This is a genomic window from Nocardiopsis sp. YSL2 (assembly GCF_030555055.1).
GTDB lineage: Bacteria > Actinomycetota > Actinomycetes > Streptosporangiales > Streptosporangiaceae > Nocardiopsis.
Genome location: NZ_JAMOAO010000001.1, coordinates 2,538,107 through 2,555,015, shown reverse-complemented (window position 1 = coordinate 2,555,015; position 16,909 = coordinate 2,538,107). Strand labels below are relative to the sequence as shown.

Here is a 16,909-nt window from a genome sequence, read left to right as displayed (position 1 = left end):
CCCGACGGCCCGGCGGACCCACCCCAGACCCGACACGTACGACCGTGTGATCCCCCATTGGAAAGGGACGGATATGAGTGAGGCCACCACCACCGCGGCGTTCTTCGGCGCGGTACTGAAGGCGATCGCGTGCACCCGCAACGACGGCCCCGACGGAGAGGCCTATGACAGGGGCGTCATCGAACCCGCCCGCCGCGTCCGGGACCTGGAGAAGGAGGCGGAGGGGCGCGTCCTGACACAGGAGGAGGTCGAACGCGTCCTCGGCTGGCTGGAGACGATCCTGGACACCAAGCGTGTCCCCGAGGGCGAGCGCGAACACCACCGCGCGCGGGTCGCCGAGGCGGGCGGACTCACCGTCGTCACGAGGGGAAGCAACTGAGATGTCCGCTTTCGCGTGGTACAGCCATGAGCTCTGCCACTGGCACGACCCCGGGCCGGGTTCGGGCTACGTCCCGGTCGGTCCGTGGGTCGAGCCGCTGCGGCAGCACGCCGTGGACCCCGATCTGCGCCGCGCGGAGGGACTGGTCAGAGCCGCGGGGGTCCTGGACGCCTTCGACTGCCTGACCCCCGGGCCCGCCTCTGACCGCGAGCTGGAGCTGGTGCACACGGCGCGGCACGTCTCCCGTGTCGAGGAGGCGTCCGCGGCCGGAGGGGGCGACGCCGGGGTGTACGCCCACGTGAACTACCACAGCGCGCGAGCGGCGCGACTCGCCGCCGGAGCGTGCGCGGAGGCGGTGCGCGACGTGGTCTCGGGCGGACACGAAAGGGCCTATTGCCTGGTCAGGCCGCCGGGTCATCACGCCGAGCCGGACCGCGCCATGGCCCTGTGCCTGTTCAACAACGTCGCCGTCGGGGCCCGGACCGCTCAGGAGCAGGGCCTGCGCAGGGTGATGGTGCTCGACTGGGACGTCCACCACGGCAACGGTGTCCAGAAGGCCTTCCACGAGGACCCGGACGTCCTGTACGTCTCGATCCACCAGGACGGGCTCTTCCCGCCGGGGTCCGGGACGATCACCGAGACAGGTGCCGGGGCCGGAGAGGGCAGCACCCTCAACGTCCCGCTGCCCCCGGGGTCGGGCCACGACGCCTACCTGGCCGCGTTCACGCGCGTGGTGGTACCCGCGGCGCGCGCGTTCCGTCCGGAGATCATCCTGGTGGCCGCGGGGGTGGACGCGAGCGGACACGACCCGATGGGCCGCATGCTGTGCACCAGCCTGACCTTCCACGCCCTGACCACGGGGGTGTGCGAACTCGCGGCGGAGCTGTGCGGCGGGCGCTGTGTGTTCGTGCACGAGGGCGGCTACTCCCCCTGGTACCAGCCCATGCTGGTGCTGGGCACGGCGAGCGCCATCGCGGGGATGCCGCCGCCCGAGGACCCCTTCCGCCACTCCCTCGACCACCTGCCCGGGCAGCGCCTCCAACCCCACCAGAAACGTGTGATCGACTTCCTGTGCGGGCACCACCCGCTGATGGTGTGAGGACCATGTCGAACTGGTTGATACCCATAGGCCGAGACGACCGACCGAGCCGGGGGCGTGTGGTGGCGTTGCCCCACGCGGGGGGATGGCCGGCCGCCTTCGCCACCTGGCGCCCCCTGATACCCGACGACGTGGAGCTGCTCGTCGCGCAGCTGCCCGGCCACGGCGCCCGGCTGTCCGAGGAGCCGCTCCGCCGGGTGGAACCGATGGTCGCGGGGCTCGTGGAGGAGCTGTCCGGGCACGGCGACCTCCCCACCGTGATCGTCGGCCACAGCTTCGGCAGCGTCCTGGGATACGCGCTGGCGCGGGCGCTGGAGGCGCTCGGACGTCCGCCGCGGCTGCTCGTGGTCTCGGCCAGGCAGCCACCCTGCTTCCCCGACACGGCACCGTTCGCGCACCGCCGCACGGACGCCGAACTCCTGGAGCACCTGGTGATGATCGGGGGCGTGTCCACGCGCCTGGCCGAGCGCGAGGAACTGGTCGGTCCGATCCTGGCGGCGGTGCGGGCCGACCTGGAGGCGATGGAGACGTACACGCGCCCCGAGACCGAGACCGCGGTGCCCGTCCTCGCCGTCGGGGCGGCCGACGATCCGGTCGTGGTGACCCGGCGCATTCCCCTGTGGAGCCTGGAGACGACCGGTGGCTTCCGCTGGGAGATGTACGAGGGGGGCCATTTCTCCTTCTACGAACCGGAGGTCACGGCCAGGGTGCTCGACCGTGTTCTGGAGGTCATCCCGCGTCCGGTGGGTGCGGGTCCGCCGACCGGCGGACCGGAGCGGACGCTTCCGGGAAGGCGCCACGCGTCCGTGTCCTGACGCGACCCGGGAACGGTCGCCGCCGTGTGTGGGCGGGCACCGTTCGGCCGGGCCGGTGCGGGCACGGGCCGACGGCGCAGCACGGGCGGCGGTATTCGATGAAAACCGCCGCCGATAACAAAGCGAACGTACCACACCGGAATCTTGCATATTTAATGCAAGTTATCTCTCCGGTTCCCGATCCAGGATGCTCCAAGCGGCCTGATTGTCCCCTGGCTTCGGGAATCGGAGATGAATCCATGGCGAAAAAAAGGAGATCTTCCCAGCTCAGGTGGGTGGGTCTTCGATCTGGTGTTGAAATCCCATCAAAAGGAGGTGTAGAAAATGTCGAACGCAACGGCGAGCATGGCGCGGAATCGGATGCGCCAACCCGGGTAGAAGCGATAGACAAGGAAACCGATGAGCGACACGACAGCGGCTCCAGCGCGAGCCGGATCGAGGCAGTGGATCGGCTTGGGCGTTCTAGCCCTTCCCACGCTGCTGGCCTCGATCGACATCAGCGTGCTGAACCTCGCCGCTCCCCACATCAGTTCGGACCTCGACGCCAGCGGCAACGAGCTGCTGTGGATCATCGACATCTACGCCTTCATGATCGCGGGCTTCCTCGTGACCATGGGGACGCTCGGCGACCGGATCGGTCGCCGCAGGCTGCTCCTGATCGGCAGCGCGCTCTTCGGTATCGCCTCCGTGCTGGCCGCCCTCGCCACCTCCCCGGAGGCGCTGATCGCGGCGCGCGCCTTCCTGGGACTGGCCGGCGCCACACTCATGCCCTCAACCCTCGCCCTGATCAGCGGGATGTTCGAGGACCCACGGGAGCGGGGGGTCGCGATCGCGGTCTGGGCCACGGTCTTCTCGGTCGGCATCGCCCTGGGGCCGATCGTCGGCGGTGCCCTGCTCCAGTCCTTCGGGTGGGCCTCGGTCTTCCTCATGGCCGTACCGGTGATGCTCGTCCTGCTGGTCCTGGCTCCGTTCCTGCTGCCGGAGTTCAAGGACCCCGGCGCGGGCAGGCTCGACCTGTTCAGCGTCGTGCTGTCCCTCGGCACCCTGCTGCCGATCGTCTACGGTCTCAAGGAGCTGGCGCGCGGCGGCGCCTCCAGCGGTGCCCTGGCCGCGCTCGTGGCCGGCCTGATCGTCGGAGTCGCCTTCGTGCTCCGCCAGCGCGTGCTCGACGATCCGCTGCTGGACCTGGGCCTGTTCCGCAACAGGTCGTTCAGCGTCCTCCTGGTCGCCATGCTCATGACCATGGTCGTGGCGGGCGGCACCTACCTGTTCGTCACCCAGTACCTGCAACTGGTCACCGGGCAGACTCCGCTGGCCGCCGGTCTGTGGCTGCTGCCCGGAGCGCTCCTGCTCATCGTGACCTCCATGTCCGCGCCCGGCCTCGCCGCGTCCGTGCGGCCCGCCTACGTCGTCGCCGGCGGGCTGGTGCTGTCGGCCGTCGGCCACGCCCTGCTCGCCTTCGTCGACGGGTCGACCAGCGTGACCCTCACCGTGGTCGCCTTCACCCTCATCCTCGGCGGCGGCGGCCCGCTCATCGCGCTGGGCACCGACCTGATCCTCGCCTCCGCTCCGGCGGAGCGGGCCGGATCCGCGTCGGCCCTGTCCGAGACGAGCACGGAACTGGGCACCGCCCTCGGCGTCGCGGTGCTGGGCAGCCTCGGCGCCTTCGTCTACCGGAACTCCGTGGCCGTGCCGGAGGGCCTGGACGCCTCGGCGACCGCGGCCACCGAGGACTCGCTGGCCGCGGCGTCCGTGGCCGCCGAGCAACTGCCCGAATCCGGTGCCGCCGCCGCCATGGAGGCCGCCCAGGCCGCCTTCACCAGCGCCGTCACGGTGGTCGGCGGCCTCAACGCCGCGCTGTCGGTGGTCCTCGCCCTGCTGATCGTGGCCTTCCTCCGCCACCTGGCCCCGATGGGCGACGACCAGGGCGCCGGTGAGGAGCCGGCCCCGGCACCGGAGAGCGTTCCGAGTCACACGAGCCCGCCCGGGACTGAGTGACCGGCGCACCGTCATCGACATGCCTTCCTTCACCGGGTCCCCCACAGGCCCGTCCCCCACACGAACCAGAGGGAGATGGTTGATGAGTCATCCCGGCCCCAAGCTCGAGCCGCTGGACCTGAGCGATGAAGAACGTGAGGTTCTCAGGGGGTGGATCAGAAAGCGCAAGCAGTCACAGGACCTCGTCCTCCGAGCCCGCATCATCCTGTTGTGTGATCGGACGGGGCTGGGCGGCGTCCCCGTGTCCCAGTGCCAGGTCGCCCGTGATCTGGGCGTGAACCTGGCCACGGTCCGCAAGTGGCGCAGACGCTTCACAGAGCGGCGGTTGAGGGGGCTGACCGACGCCCCACGGCCGGGACGACCGCGTGCCGTCACCAGGGATCAGGTCATCACGGTCATCACCGAGAGCATCGACTCCGATGGTGGACGTCCGTCGACCAGGGCCGTGGCCGCCAGGGCCGGAGTGTCCCAGTCGACGGCCTCCCGGGTGATCCGAGCCGTCATACCGGTGAGCGGAGAGAACGCGCCGTACTGAGTCGTGCCGGTGTCCGAGCCCTGGTGGACGGGTGAACCGTCCACCAGGGCTCCTTCGCGTCCACGGGCCGGGAAACCCTCGCCCAGTCGGCGGGCGGGTAGCCGTCGTCGTTCAGGCGGGTTCGGCGGTCATGGGGACGCCCTGGTCGGCCGCGGTGTCGAAGGCGTCGTCCACGACCACGACGCTTCGGCCGGCGCGGGCCAGCACCGAGGCCGCGGCGGTGGCACGGTAGCCGCTGGCGCAATGGACCCACACCGCTCCGTCGGGGACCTCACCGAGGCGGTGGGGCAACTCGGGCAACGGGATGTGCACGGCGCCGACGACGTGAGAGGCGTTCCACTCGTTGCCCATGCGCACGTCCAGCACCACCTCGGGCGCCGGCAGGCCGTCGGGGGCCGACCCCTCCAGGGCAGCGGACAGGGCGGCGAAGTCGGCGGTGTCCATGCTGCGGACCTGGTCGGGTGCGGCGGCGAGGTCCTCGGGGGCGCCGGTGGCCGCGGCGGCGACACGGTCGATGCCGATCCGCACCAGCTCGCGCTGGGCCGTCGCGACCTGTTCGGTGCTCTCGCCGAGGAGGGTGACCGGGGCTCCCCAGTCGATCATCCAGCCCAGCCAGGTGGCCATCGAGCCGTCCAGGGCCAGGCTGACGGTGCCGGCCAGGTGCGCCCGGACATAGGCCCTGCGGTGGCGCAGGTCCACGACCCACTCACCCGCGTCCAGGCGCCGACGCAGCTGGAGCGGATCCGCGGTGGTGGGCGCGCGCAGGTCCACCGGGTCGGGGCCGTCGAGGTTGATCACCCCCATGTGGGCGTAGTAGGCGGGGTAGGCGTCCAGGCCCGACAGGGTCTCGGTGACGAACTCCTCGGAGGCCAGGCGCAGCGCCGGGTTGAGCTCCTTCTCCCGCCCCACGGTCGAGGCGTCCCCTTCGGTCTGGGCGGCCGAGCAGAAGCTGCCGAAGCCGTGGGTGGGCCACACGTGCGCGCCTTCGGGGAGCAGGTCGGCGAGCTTGTGCGCGGAGGCGTGCTGGTGGCGGGCCAGCGTTTCGGCGTGCTCGTGGCCCAGCAGGTCGGTGCGCCCGGTGGTGCCGAACAGCAGCGAACCTCCGGTGAACACGCCTTCGACTCCCTGGGGCCCCTCCAACGCGTAGGAGAGGTGGTGGAAGGTGTGTCCGGGGGTGGCGATGACACGCACCCGCAGATTCGGGGAGACCTCCACCACGTCGCCGTCGGCGATCGGCATCCGTTGGAAGGAGACCCTGTCGTCGGCCGCCATCGCGTAGGTCGCGCCGGTCAGCCGCGACAGTTCCAGCCCACCGGAGACGTAGTCGTTGTGCAGGTGGGTCTCCAGCACGTGGGTGATGCGCACTCCCAGACGCCCGGCCAGCGCGATGACGCGGTCGACGTCGCGCTGGGGATCGACCGCCAGCGCCACTTCGCCGTCCGTGGCCAGGTAACTGCGGTCGCCCAGTGAGGACGTCTCGATCACCTGGACGTCGATGCCGGAAGCCATCGTGATCACTCTCCTTGCTTCGCCCCGCGGGTCCATGCGTCGAGTGAGCGCTCCCTACCTCCCGTATCACACCCGGGGGGGTATCACGCGGGTCAGGGCAGGCGCGGCGACCCCGTGCGCCGCGCGTTCCGTCAGGCCAGGGAAAGGAAGAGCCTCTCCAAGTCCCGTTCGGTCATGGGCGGGTCCTCTCCCCGTTCGCGCGCGGCCTGGCAGTGCCTCATCCCGCTGGCCACGATCTTGAAGCCCGCCCGGTCCAGCGCACGGGAGACCGCCGCGAGCTGGGTGAGTGCCGCCGCGCAGTCCTCACCCTCCTCGATCATCGAGATCACACCGGCCAGCTGACCCTGCGCACGGCGCAGCCGGGTGAGCGCATCGCCCACCGACTCCGGGGACACGTCCATGTTCCACCGCCTTCCACCGCGTTCAAGGTACCCCCGTATCCGTTCTCCGCGGCCGGGCCTCCGCCCGGCACCAGCGGACTCCCGGAGTACGCGGCCGAGCCCCGGGGCCCGGGCGCCGCGTCCTCGAACGTCACGGGCGTTCAGGACGTCAGCGATTCCAGAGCGGCCCGGATGCGGGCGTCGGCCTCCTCGGCGATGGGGCGCAGTTCCTCGCGTTCGGGCACACGCACCATCACCTGCGGATCCAACGCCTGGACAAGGGTGCCGTGCTCCTGAGCGCGCACCACCACATTGCAGGGCAACAGCAGCCCGATCTCCCGATCGACCTCCAGGGCCCGGTGCGCGAGATGGGGATTGCAGGTGCCCAGGATCAGGTAGGGCTCCATCTCCAGGTCCAACTTCTCCTTCAACGTCGCCTGGACGTCGATCTCGGTCAACGTGCCGAACCCCTGGGCCTTGAAGGCCTCCTTCACCCTCGGCACGGCGTCCCGGTACGGCATGTCCACGGTGATCGTCCGGGCGTAGTCCATGGCCTGTCCCTCCCTCGAAAGCGCGAGCTCCTGGGGCGTCCTTGCCGTCCCACACGGATCGTGGTGGCCGGTACCCGACGTGCGAGGACGCAAACACCGGCCCCTGCCGGCGGAGCGGCCCGGCCCGACACGGCCGAACCGCGTCGCGGCCATGCCGGCCCCGTTCCGGCCGACGCCTCCCGCTCCGTCGACACAGGGCGGGATCGGTGCTGCGTTCGGGACCCGGAACCGGGAACACTGGGACGGCCGTCCGCGCTCGGGGACGGCCTCCCGAGTACCCCACGAGAGAGCCGGCCATGAAGCTCACGAAGAACACCCATTCCTGCGTTCGCCTGGACAGGGACGGCCGCGCCCTGGTCCTGGACCCCGGCCTGTTCGGCTCCGGGGACGAACTCGCGGGCGCCGAGGCCATCCTCATCACCCATGAGCACCCGGACCACTTCGACGAGGCCCGGGTGCGCGAGGCGCTCGAAGCCGACCCGGCCACCCGGGTGTGGACGACCCGTGCCGTCGCCGACCGGCTCTCGTCCGCCTTCCCCGGACGTGTGCACGTCGTGGGCCACGGGGACGCCTTCACCGCGGCCGGCTTCAGCGTGCGGGTCCACGGCGAGTACCACGCCGTCATCCACCCCGACGTGCCCCGGATCGCCAATGTGGGCTTCCTGGTCGAGGACTCCCTCTTCCATCCCGGAGACGCCCTGACCGTGCCCGACAGCCCGGTGGAGACGCTGCTGCTCCCGCTGGCGGCGCCGTGGAGCAAGACCCAGGAGGTCGTGGACTACGTGCGCGAGGTCGCCCCGACGCGCACGATCGACGTCCACGACGCTCTGCTGAGCCCGGTCGGCACCACCGTCTTCGACAGGATGGTGGGGTCGCTGACCCCGTCGGAGAACAGCCGGCTGGAGATCGGGGACTCGACCGACGTCTGACCCCCGGCGGCGGGTCGCCATGTCGACATGTGGACGGCGGCAGGACGGTGACACTCCGAGCCCTCGCCGGGTCGTTGACTCCCCTCCCGGTGCCTTCTACGGTTCAAGCCCAACTGTGTCGAAAATCTGCGGAAACTTTCGGTCGAGGAGACTCCTGTGCCCCAGCGGACCAGACCCCCGAGGAGCCGTTGGCTGACGGCCGTGCTGTCCGTCGGACTCGTCCTGAGCGCGGCGGCCCCGGCCCACGCGCGGCCCGCCGCCACACCGGAGATCGTCGACTCCACCCGGGAGGGCGGCAGGGCGGTGGCCCTGACCTTCGACGACGGTCCCCACCCGGTCCACACGCCCCGGCTGCTGGACGTGCTCCGCGACCGCCGGATCGAGGCCGTGTTCTGCGTGGTGGGCGAACAGGTGCGGCGGCATCCGCACATCGTCCGGCGGATCGTGGCCGAGGGCCACGTCCTGTGCAACCACACGATGGACCACGACGACATGGCCGGCTGGGGGCCGGACGAGGTCCGCCGGGACCTGGCGGCGACCAACGACGCCATCCACGAGGCCGTGCCCGGCGCCGACATCCCCTACTTCCGCGCGCCCTACGGTTCCTGGGGCGGCACGCCGCAGGTGGCCGCCGACCTGGACCTGCAGCCGCTGGGCTGGAGCCTGGACGTGGTCGACTGGGACCCGCCCGGTACCGACGTGCTGGTCGAACGGCTGCGGACGGGGATCGAGCCGGGGTCGGTGGTCCTGATGCACGACGGTATGGGCGACCGGAGCCAGACCGTCGAGGCCGTGGAGCTGGTCGTCCCCGAGTTCCAGGCCGACGGCTGGCGCTTCACCCTGCCCGCGGTGCCCGCGGTGCGCGCGTAGCGCGGAGCCGCGGCGCCGGGACGTGCGGGGTCCGGCTCCTCCGGACAGGAGGCGCCGGACCCCGCCGCCGATCCGGGCCGGGGCGCGTGCCCTAGCGGGCGTCGGCCAGGGTGTGGAGCAGCGCGTAGAAGGCGGGCTTGCGCTGGAAGCGGTCCGTCATGACCGTCGCGTGCCCTTCGTCCTCGAAGAAGTGCGGCACCCAGGAGTACTTGTCGGTGAACCCCCAGATGGTGAGGGAACGGCACCCCTCCACGTTCAGGCACGCCTCCAGCGCCTGCCGGTAGTAGTCGGCCTGCTGGACGAGCTGGGCCCTGCTCGGCCGGTTGCGCCCGTCCGGCGCCATGCGCACGTCGAGCTCGGTGATGGCCGTGTTCAGGCCGAGCTCGTCGAAGCGCCGCAGGTTGTCCTCCAGGTCGGAGGGGAACCCGTACTGCAGGCTCAGGTGCGCCTGCGTGGAGAAGCCGTGCAGCGGCACGCCCTGGTCCAGCAGGTCCTGGGCGAGGGCGTAGTAGGCGTCGCTCTTGGGATTGATTCCGTCGACGTTGTAGTCGTTCAGGAACAGCTCCGCGGACGGGTCGGCCTCGTGGGCCCACCGGAAGGCGTCGGCGACGATCCCCGGGCCGAGTTCGCGGATCCAGATGTTCTCCTCCGTCCGCAGCTCCCCGTCGTCCCGGAAGATCTCGTTGGCCACGTCCCACTGGTGGATCCGGCCGGAGTAGCGGCCGACGACGGTGGTGATGTGCTCGCGCAGGAGTGCGCGCAGCTCCCGCGGCGAGAAGTCGCCCTCCTCCAGCCAGTCGGGGTTCTGGCTGTGCCAGAGGAGGGTGTGCCCGCGGACGACCTGGTCGTTGGCCTCGGCGTACTCGACGATGGCGTCCGCCGCGGCGAAGTCGTAGGTGTCCTGGTCGGGGCGCAGGTACTCCCACTTCATCTGGTTCTCGGGTGACAGGGAGCTGAACTGCTCGGCCATGAGCCGCACGTAGCGCCGGTCGTGGGTGAAGGGGTCGGGGTAGTCCTGGCTGTCGTGGTGGCCGCCGCCGGCGACGGCCGTTCCGATCACCGTTCCTTCGGGCGCCGCGTCGCGCAGCCGGTGGTGCCACGCGGCGGCGGGTGCGGCCGTGCGCCCGTCGGCCTCCGCCGGGGGGACGGCGGCCGCGGTCACCAGGGGGAGCGCCAGAACGGTCGCTGTGAGGAGTGCGGGAAGGGTGCGGATCGGTCGCACGGGGGGTCTCCAATCCTCGCGGGGATAAGTTTCCGAAATGTTTCGGAAATTAACTACTCCCGACATTAGATCTTGCGCGAAGTGTGCGTCAATACCCGCAGGTCGGGAGAGCTCTTCTCTGCGAGGGTGGAAACCGTGGCTCTTCTGTCTGCGGAATCGCAGGTGGAGGCGGTGGTGGTGGCGTGGTGGGCGCGTGTCGGAGTAGGACGGAAAAGGAATGTCGGCTTCGATAGTTTCGGCTCACCGTCGTGTATCCACGGCGCCGGATCGCCGGGCCCGGTCCGCGCCGGGCCCGGCGATGGGAGGAGGCGCAGCCCGCCCCCGGCGGCAGTGCTCAGTCCCGCACGACCAGGACGATCTTGCCCGTGGTCCGCTCGGTCTCGCCCAGGGCGTGGGCCTTGGCGGCCTCGGCGAGCGGGAACGTCGCCTGGACGTGGGCCCGCAGCCGCCCTTCGTCCGCGAGGGCGGCGATCGCCGCCATGCCCGCGTGGTCGGCCTCGACCAGGAGCGTCTCCACCCGCACGCCGAGGCGGGCCGCCCGCTCCGCCTCGTCCGGGTCCTGGCCGGGCAGCAGTGACACCAGGACTCCGCCGGGCTTGAGGACGTCCAGCGAGCGTGTGCGGGTCTCGCCCGAGAGCGGGTCCAGGACGACGTCGACGTCCTCGACGGCCTCGGTGAAGTCCTCGTTGCGGTAGTCCACGACCTGGTCGGCCCCGAGCTCGCGCAGGAAGTCGTGCTTGCCGGCACTGGCCGTGCCGATGACGTGGGCCCCGCGGGCCTTGGCGATCTGCACGGCGAGGTGGCCCACACCGCCGGCCGCGGCGTGCACGAGGACCCGTGTCCCGTTCCCGACACCGGCCGTGTCGACCAGCGCCTGGTAGGCGGTGAGCGCGGCGAGCGGAAGCGCACCGGCCTGAACGTGGTCGATGCCGTCCGGCTTGTGGGTGAACGCGCGGGCGGGCCCGACGGCGTACTCGGCGTGCGCTCCCACTCCGTGGGGGTAGGGGAGCATGCCGAAGACCCGGTCGCCCGGCTTGAAGATGGTGACGCCGTAGCCGACGGCCTCGACGACGCCGGAGACGTCCCAGCCCAGGACCAGCGGAAGCCGATCGAGGAACAGGCCGGCGGCGCGGTGCTTCCAGTCCGTGGGGTTCAGGCCGCCGGCGTGGACGGCGACCAGGATCTGGCTGGGGCCGGGGGCCGGCCGGGGCACGGTGGTCTCGGTGAGGACCTCGGGGCCGCCGTGGACGTCCTGGCTGATGGCGCGCATGGTGGGGGCGTCGTTCGTGTTCTCGTTCATGGCTCAAGCCTGGCCGAGACTCCGCGCCACGGCCATGGCAAGATTGCCGTTTTTCGATAGGATCGTGCCATGTCGCGTCCCCATAGAGTCGTCGTCCTCGCCCTGGCCGGGGTGTACCCGTTCGAACTGGGCATCCCGAACCGCGTCTTCGGATGCGCCGAGGGGCGCTACGAGGTCCTCACCTGTTCCGTCGACGGCGGGCCGGTGGTCACCAACGCCGACTTCTCGCTCACCGTGGAGCACGGGTCCGAGCTACTGGGCACCGCGGACACCGTGGTGATCCCGCCCTATGACTCCGCCAGGATCGAGCGCGAGCTGTCCCCGGACCTCGCCTCCGCGCTGGCGCGGATCCGCCCCGGAACCCGCGTGGTGTCCATCTGCACGGGCGCCTTCGTGCTCGCCGCCGCGGGCCGCCTGGACGGCCGGCCCGCCACCACCCACTGGTGCCTGGCGGACGTCTTCCGCCGGTGGTATCCGAACGTGGACGTGGACCCGGACGTGCTGTTCGTCGACGACGGCGACGTGCTGACCTCGGCGGGTGCCGCGTCCGGTGTGGACGTGTGCCTGCACCTGATCCGCGCCGATCACGGCAGCGAGGTCGCCAACCACGTGGCGCGCGTGTGCGTGGTGCCGCCCTGGCGTGACGGAGGTCAGGCCCAGTACATCGAGCGGCCGGTCCCGGAAGCGCCCGACGACGGGACCTCCGCCACCCGCCAGTGGGCGCTGGAGCGCCTGCACGAACCGCTGTCCCTGGCCGACCTGGCCGCCCACGCCCGCATGAGCGCGCGCACCTTCTCCCGCCGCTTCCACGACGAGGTCGGGACGAGCCCCGGTCGCTGGCTGATCCGCCAGCGCGTCGAACGTGCGCGGCACCTGCTGGAGTCCTGCGACCTCCCGGTGGACGAGATCGCGACCCAGGTGGGCTTCGCCACGGGAACGTCCCTGCGCCAGCACCTCCACGCGGCGATCGGCGTCTCCCCGGTCGCCTACCGGCGCACCTTCCGCGGCGCGGCCTGACCGCCCGCCGGTCGACCTGTCGCCAGGTCGCCGTATCGCCGTGTCACCAGGTCGTCGTGTCGACACCTCGACCCGCTTCGGGGCCGAACGGTCCAGGACCGAGGGACGTCCGCTCCTTCCCGCCGACGGGGCCGTGGGGTCAGGCTCGTGGTGAGAGCGGCGGCCACGGAGGTGCGGCGATGACGAGCAGGGTCGGTGACCTGATGTCCCCACGGGTCGTCTCCGCGTCGGAGAACGCGAAGTTCAAGGAGATCGCGGTCGTCATGCGCACGAACGGGTTCAGCGCGCTGCCCGTCGTGGACGCGGACCACCGCGTGATCGGTGTCGTCTCGGACGCCGACCTGGTCCTCAAGGTGGAGGATCCCGAACCGGAGGAGGGGAGTGCCCTGGAGTCCTACCGGTCGAGGATCGATCGCCGCAAGCGCACGGGGTCGGTGGCACGCGAGCTCATGACCTCCCCCGCGGTGACCGTCCGGAGTGACACCGAGGCGCGCGAGGCGGCCGAGCTGATGCACCGCCACGGCGTCAAGCGGTTGCCCGTGGTCGACGGCGAGGGGCGGTTGGAGGGGATCGTCAGCCGCGTCGACCTGCTGGGCGTCTTCTTCGTCCGCGACGACCGGCTCCGCGACACGGTGCTCGACGAGGTCGCGCGCCTCCTGTCCGGCCCCACCGACGTGCGTGTCGATGTGGCGGGAGGGGTCGTCGCACTGGAGGGCGCGGCGTACCGCCGCTCCGACGTCTCCAGGATCGGGCACACCATCCGTGAACTCGAAGGGGTGGTCGCCGTCGACAACCTGATCTCCTACGAGTACGACGACCTGGCTCCGTCCCCCGGCACGAGCTGACACCGGACGGGGCCGTCCGCGGGCTGTGACCGCGGTCCGGCCCCAAGGACCGCCGTCCGGCCTCAGCCCCTGCGGACGTAGCGGAGCACGTCGTCGGAACGCCAGACCAGGCGGTCCTCCACCGAGACCACACCCTCGATCCGCCGCACCCGGTCGACCAGCGCCTCGGCGGTGGACCGCAGCCGCAGCCACCCGGTCAGCGTGACGACGCCGTCCTCGACCGACGCGGCCACGTCCTCGTCGACGGCGCCGAGTTCCGCGTCCACCGCACGCGCGATGTCGTCGTCCTCGCGCAGGTAGACGCTCAGCAGGTCGCGCCGGTCCACGATGCCCACCAGAACACCGGAGTGGTCGACGACGGGAAGCCGCTTCACGCCCCGGCGCTCCATCGACCGGGCGGCGTCGATGACCGTCATCGACGCGTCGGCGGTCATCGCGGGCCTGGTCATCAGGCTGCCCGCACGGACCGCCGGTGCCTTGCTCGCGGCGCTGTCCCCGCGGAGCCCGGTCGCGGTCAGGCGTGAACGCAGTTGGGCGCGCACGGGGGGCCAGTAGGAGTCGCCGGCGTCCTTGGCGGCGAACTCCTCCTTGTGCAGAAGGTCGTCCTCGGACACCACCCCGACCACACGGCCGGACCGGTCGGTCACCGGCAGGGCACTGACCCGGCGGGAGAGCAGGATCTTCACGATCTCCCGGTACCCGGTGTCCTCGGATACCGAGAACACCTCTCTCGTCATGACGTCGCCGACCGTGGTCGCGTTCATCTCACGCTCCTTCCACCCGCCGCCGCGAGACGACGGCGGGCGGTCGTCCTCACGTGCGCGGCGGATCCTCCTGGTCCCGGACCCTGGTCCGGGCGTCCGGATCGGTGCCGGACAGAGCCGACAACCGATCCTCGATCTGGGCGGAGAGCTCGGACACGCGCGCCTCCAGCCGGCGGATCCGCTCCTCCAGCGCGCCGATGTCCAGGTGCTGCTCGGCGCCCTCGTTGACGCGGCGCATCGTCATGGACCCTCCCAGCGGTCGCCCGTCGGTCCTGGGCGCCCGGTCCGCGCACCGGCTGTGCTCGGCGGTCCCGGCGGTCCCGCCCACCTCCAAGATCGCACCCGGTCCGGCCGGGGCACAGTGCCCACGGCCCCATTCGGGACGGACCTTCGTACCCCCGCGGTGCCGGTCGACGGCAGGGTCCGGTTCGGCGCGGGTGCGGAGAAAGGGCAGGTCGCGGGCGGAACACGCGTGCGAGGAGGTCTCCGTCAGGGGTGCCCGGAGCGCGATGCCCGGGCCCGAAGGGACGGTTACACTAACCGACCATTCGGTCACTACATCCCCACTCAACTGCGAAAAGGGGGATCCGGCTTGAAAAGTGCGGTGGGTCACATGGCATGGTGTCCTAGTGCGCGTCCCACTCGGGGCGCGTGCTTCAGAGGAAACCGGCCCCACCAGCGCCGGTCGAGAACGAACGGAGCGCCCATGGCCACGTCCGACCCCGCGATCCCCCCGACGGGAGCCGTCAACCAGTCCAGGGAGAGACGTCGTGTCCTCGCGGGCACCATGGTCGGCACCACCATCGAGTGGTACGACTTCTTCGTCTACGCGCAGGCCGCGGGGCTCGTCCTCGCCCCGCTGTACCTCGCTCCCGTGGCCGACTCCAGCCCCGCCGTCGCCCAGGTGCTGTCGTTCGCGACCATCGGGATCTCCTTCCTGTTCCGTCCGCTGGGCGCCGTCGTCGCGGGCTTCCTCGGCGACCGGTTCGGCCGCAAGCGCGTGCTCGTGGCCACCCTCGTTCTGATGGGCCTGGCCACCTTCCTCATCGGCGTGCTGCCCACCTACGCCCAGATCGGCGTGGCGGCGCCCGTCCTGCTGATCACCCTGCGGGTGCTCCAGGGCTTCTCCGCCGGCGGTGAGTGGGGCGGCGCGGCCCTGATGTCCGTCGAGCACGCCCCCGTCGGCCGACGCGGCTTCTTCGGCGCCTACCCGCAGATCGGTGTCCCCTGCGGCATGATCCTCGCGACGTTCGTCGTCTGGACGATCACCGCGATCATCGGGCCGGACGCCTTCGTCGAGTGGGGCTGGCGCATTCCGTTCCTGGTCTCGTTCCTGCTGATCATCGTCGGCCACCTGATCCGCAAGTCGGTGGAGGAGTCCCCCGTCTTCCAGCAGATGCAGGAACTGCGCGCCGAGGCGTCGGCGCCCCTGCGCACGCTGTTCAGGAACAACACCCGCGAGGTCGTGCTCTCCGCCCTGATCTTCCTGGCCAACAACGCGGCCGGGTACCTGCTCATCGCGTTCCTGGCCACCTACGCCTCCCGCCCCGTGGAGGAGTTCGGCCTCGGGATGGAGCGCGGCCCGGTCCTGCTGGCGACCACGCTCGCCTCGTTCGGCTGGCTGGCCTCCACCCTCTACGGCGGTTGGCTGTGCGACCGGATCGGCCGCGTGCGCACCTTCCAGATCGGCTACGCGATGCTGGCGGCCTGGTCGGTGCCGATGTGGTTCCTCATCGACACGGGGAACATCCTCATGTACTTCCTCGCGCTCTTCCTGTTCACGCTGGGCATGGGCCTGAGCTACGGCCCCCAGGCGGCGCTGTACGCGGAGATGTTCCCCGCCGGGGTCCGCTACTCGGGTGTCTCGATCGGCTACGCGCTCGGCGCGATCGTCGGTGGCGCGTTCGCGCCGATGATCGCCGAGCTCCTGCTGACCTCGTTCGACGCGTCGTGGACGATCGGTGCCTACATCGTGGTGGCGTGCGCGGTCTCCTTCGTGGCGGTCTCGCTGGTGAAGGACCCGAGCGGCGTCGACCTGCACGCGGACGACGCCCACGAGGACGAGCGGGTGTAGGCCGCGAGGGCGACGAGTCGACGTGTCGACCTGGCGCTACGCCGACTCGTCGCCCCGGACCCCCGCCCGGTCCGGGTCGGCGGCCGTTTCACGTGAAACACCCGCCGACCCCGCCGACCCGGTCGATCGCGCTGTCCGGTTCCGGACAGCGAAGCCACTGGCTCCCGGGCCTCCCCTGTGATCCGATGTCCGGCGACGGTCGAGTCCGAGAGGTGAGCGATGCCCCAGCGATTCCGCACCAGGGACGGCAGGAAGGTGACGGTCGGCGATCAGGTCTGGAGCCGCAACCACTGGCCCTGGACGATCAGCGGCGTCGAGCGCCGGTACGGAGTGGACTGGGTGCTCATGGAGCACACCGAGACCGGTGACGACACTCTCGACATGGCGGTCATGGACTTCACCACCCACATCTACAAGTCGCACCCTCCGCAGGGGTGCCCCGAGGCCGGGTGCCGACACCGTCCCTGGGGGGCCGTGCACTGACGGGGCCCTGACCGGGATGCCGCTCGGGCCGTAGTGGTTCGGGCCGGGCGCGGTCACCGCCTGCCGGACGTCCGGCTACGGGGCCGACGCGGGCGGGGCCGACGCCCTTCGTCGGGGCCCTGTCGGCCGAGCGCGTCCG

18 protein-coding genes are annotated in these 16,909 nt (G+C 71.1%); 11 read left to right on the top strand and 7 right to left on the bottom strand.

Annotated elements, in window-relative coordinates; genetic code table 11:
* Positions 1–73 precede the first annotated feature (73 nt).
* From M1P99_RS11195 to M1P99_RS28640, 5 genes are all read left to right on the top strand, one after another.
* Positions 74–379, top strand: coding sequence for a hypothetical protein (locus tag M1P99_RS11195; protein WP_304452586.1), 306 nt, complete (start codon positions 74–76; stop codon positions 377–379).
* A 1-nt stretch (position 380) separates the two neighbouring features.
* Entirely contained in the window at positions 381–1,478 is a 1,098-nt protein-coding gene (locus M1P99_RS11190; RefSeq protein WP_304452585.1) for a class II histone deacetylase, read from the top strand.
* Between the two features lie 62 nt (positions 1,479–1,540).
* The gene (locus M1P99_RS11185) at positions 1,541–2,293 is read left to right on the top strand and encodes a thioesterase II family protein (protein WP_304452584.1); all 753 of its coding nucleotides are present in this window, start codon (positions 1,541–1,543) and stop codon (positions 2,291–2,293) included.
* A 399-nt stretch (positions 2,294–2,692) separates the two neighbouring features.
* On the top strand, positions 2,693–4,291 hold the full coding sequence (locus M1P99_RS11180) for an MFS transporter (RefSeq protein ID WP_304452583.1): 1,599 nt from the start codon (positions 2,693–2,695) through the stop codon (positions 4,289–4,291).
* A gap of 19 nt (positions 4,292–4,310) precedes the next feature.
* The gene (locus tag M1P99_RS28640; protein ID WP_369696542.1) at positions 4,311–4,826 is read left to right on the top strand and encodes a transposase; all 516 of its coding nucleotides are present in this window, start codon (positions 4,311–4,313) and stop codon (positions 4,824–4,826) included.
* A gap of 111 nt (positions 4,827–4,937) precedes the next feature.
* Here the strand turns inward: M1P99_RS28640 and M1P99_RS11170 are convergent, their stop codons facing one another.
* The 3 genes from M1P99_RS11170 to M1P99_RS11160 form a co-directional block, all read right to left on the bottom strand.
* The gene (locus M1P99_RS11170) at positions 4,938–6,335 is read right to left on the bottom strand and encodes an MBL fold metallo-hydrolase (protein WP_304452581.1); all 1,398 of its coding nucleotides are present in this window, start codon (positions 6,333–6,335) and stop codon (positions 4,938–4,940) included.
* Positions 6,336–6,466: 131 nt separating this feature from the next.
* Entirely contained in the window at positions 6,467–6,736 is a 270-nt protein-coding gene (locus M1P99_RS11165) for a metal-sensitive transcriptional regulator (protein ID WP_304452580.1), read from the bottom strand.
* 140 nt (positions 6,737–6,876) lie between these two features.
* Positions 6,877–7,266, bottom strand: coding sequence for a DUF302 domain-containing protein (locus M1P99_RS11160; protein ID WP_304452579.1), 390 nt, complete (start codon positions 7,264–7,266; stop codon positions 6,877–6,879).
* 296 nt (positions 7,267–7,562) lie between these two features.
* Here M1P99_RS11160 and M1P99_RS11155 point away from each other — a divergent pair, with 296 nt between their 5' ends.
* Positions 7,563–8,195: an MBL fold metallo-hydrolase gene (locus M1P99_RS11155; protein WP_304452578.1), complete on the top strand. Its 633-nt coding sequence runs from the start codon at positions 7,563–7,565 to the stop codon at positions 8,193–8,195.
* 156 nt (positions 8,196–8,351) lie between these two features.
* Entirely contained in the window at positions 8,352–9,065 is a 714-nt protein-coding gene (locus tag M1P99_RS11150; protein ID WP_304452577.1) for a polysaccharide deacetylase family protein, read from the top strand.
* 91 nt (positions 9,066–9,156) lie between these two features.
* Here the strand turns inward: M1P99_RS11150 and M1P99_RS11145 are convergent, their stop codons facing one another.
* Entirely contained in the window at positions 9,157–10,287 is a 1,131-nt protein-coding gene (locus tag M1P99_RS11145; RefSeq protein WP_304452576.1) for an endo-1,4-beta-xylanase, read from the bottom strand.
* 334 nt (positions 10,288–10,621) lie between these two features.
* Positions 10,622–11,587 carry an NADP-dependent oxidoreductase gene (locus M1P99_RS11140; protein ID WP_304452575.1) on the bottom strand — a complete coding sequence of 322 codons (966 nt, stop codon included), beginning with the start codon at positions 11,585–11,587 and terminating at the stop codon, positions 10,622–10,624.
* 69 nt (positions 11,588–11,656) lie between these two features.
* On the opposite strand from M1P99_RS11140, the gene M1P99_RS11135 reads away from it, so the two are divergent.
* Together M1P99_RS11135 and M1P99_RS11130 are read left to right on the top strand one after the other, a co-directional pair.
* Positions 11,657–12,604: a GlxA family transcriptional regulator gene (locus tag M1P99_RS11135; RefSeq protein ID WP_304452574.1), complete on the top strand. Its 948-nt coding sequence runs from the start codon at positions 11,657–11,659 to the stop codon at positions 12,602–12,604.
* A 179-nt stretch (positions 12,605–12,783) separates the two neighbouring features.
* A complete protein-coding gene (locus M1P99_RS11130) occupies positions 12,784–13,449 on the top strand; it encodes a CBS domain-containing protein (protein ID WP_304452573.1) in 666 nt (221 codons plus the stop codon).
* Between the two features lie 62 nt (positions 13,450–13,511).
* Here the strand turns inward: M1P99_RS11130 and M1P99_RS11125 are convergent, their stop codons facing one another.
* A complete protein-coding gene (locus tag M1P99_RS11125) occupies positions 13,512–14,213 on the bottom strand; it encodes a CBS domain-containing protein (protein ID WP_304452572.1) in 702 nt (233 codons plus the stop codon).
* Positions 14,214–14,262: 49 nt separating this feature from the next.
* On the bottom strand, positions 14,263–14,457 hold the full coding sequence (locus M1P99_RS11120) for a hypothetical protein (RefSeq protein ID WP_304452571.1): 195 nt from the start codon (positions 14,455–14,457) through the stop codon (positions 14,263–14,265).
* A gap of 462 nt (positions 14,458–14,919) precedes the next feature.
* Between M1P99_RS11120 and M1P99_RS11115 the strand changes: the two genes are divergently transcribed.
* A complete protein-coding gene (locus M1P99_RS11115; protein ID WP_304452570.1) occupies positions 14,920–16,287 on the top strand; it encodes an MFS transporter in 1,368 nt (455 codons plus the stop codon).
* Positions 16,288–16,506: 219 nt separating this feature from the next.
* Positions 16,507–16,770: a hypothetical protein gene (locus M1P99_RS11110; protein WP_304452569.1), complete on the top strand. Its 264-nt coding sequence runs from the start codon at positions 16,507–16,509 to the stop codon at positions 16,768–16,770.
* The last annotated feature ends 139 nt before the right edge of the window (positions 16,771–16,909 follow it).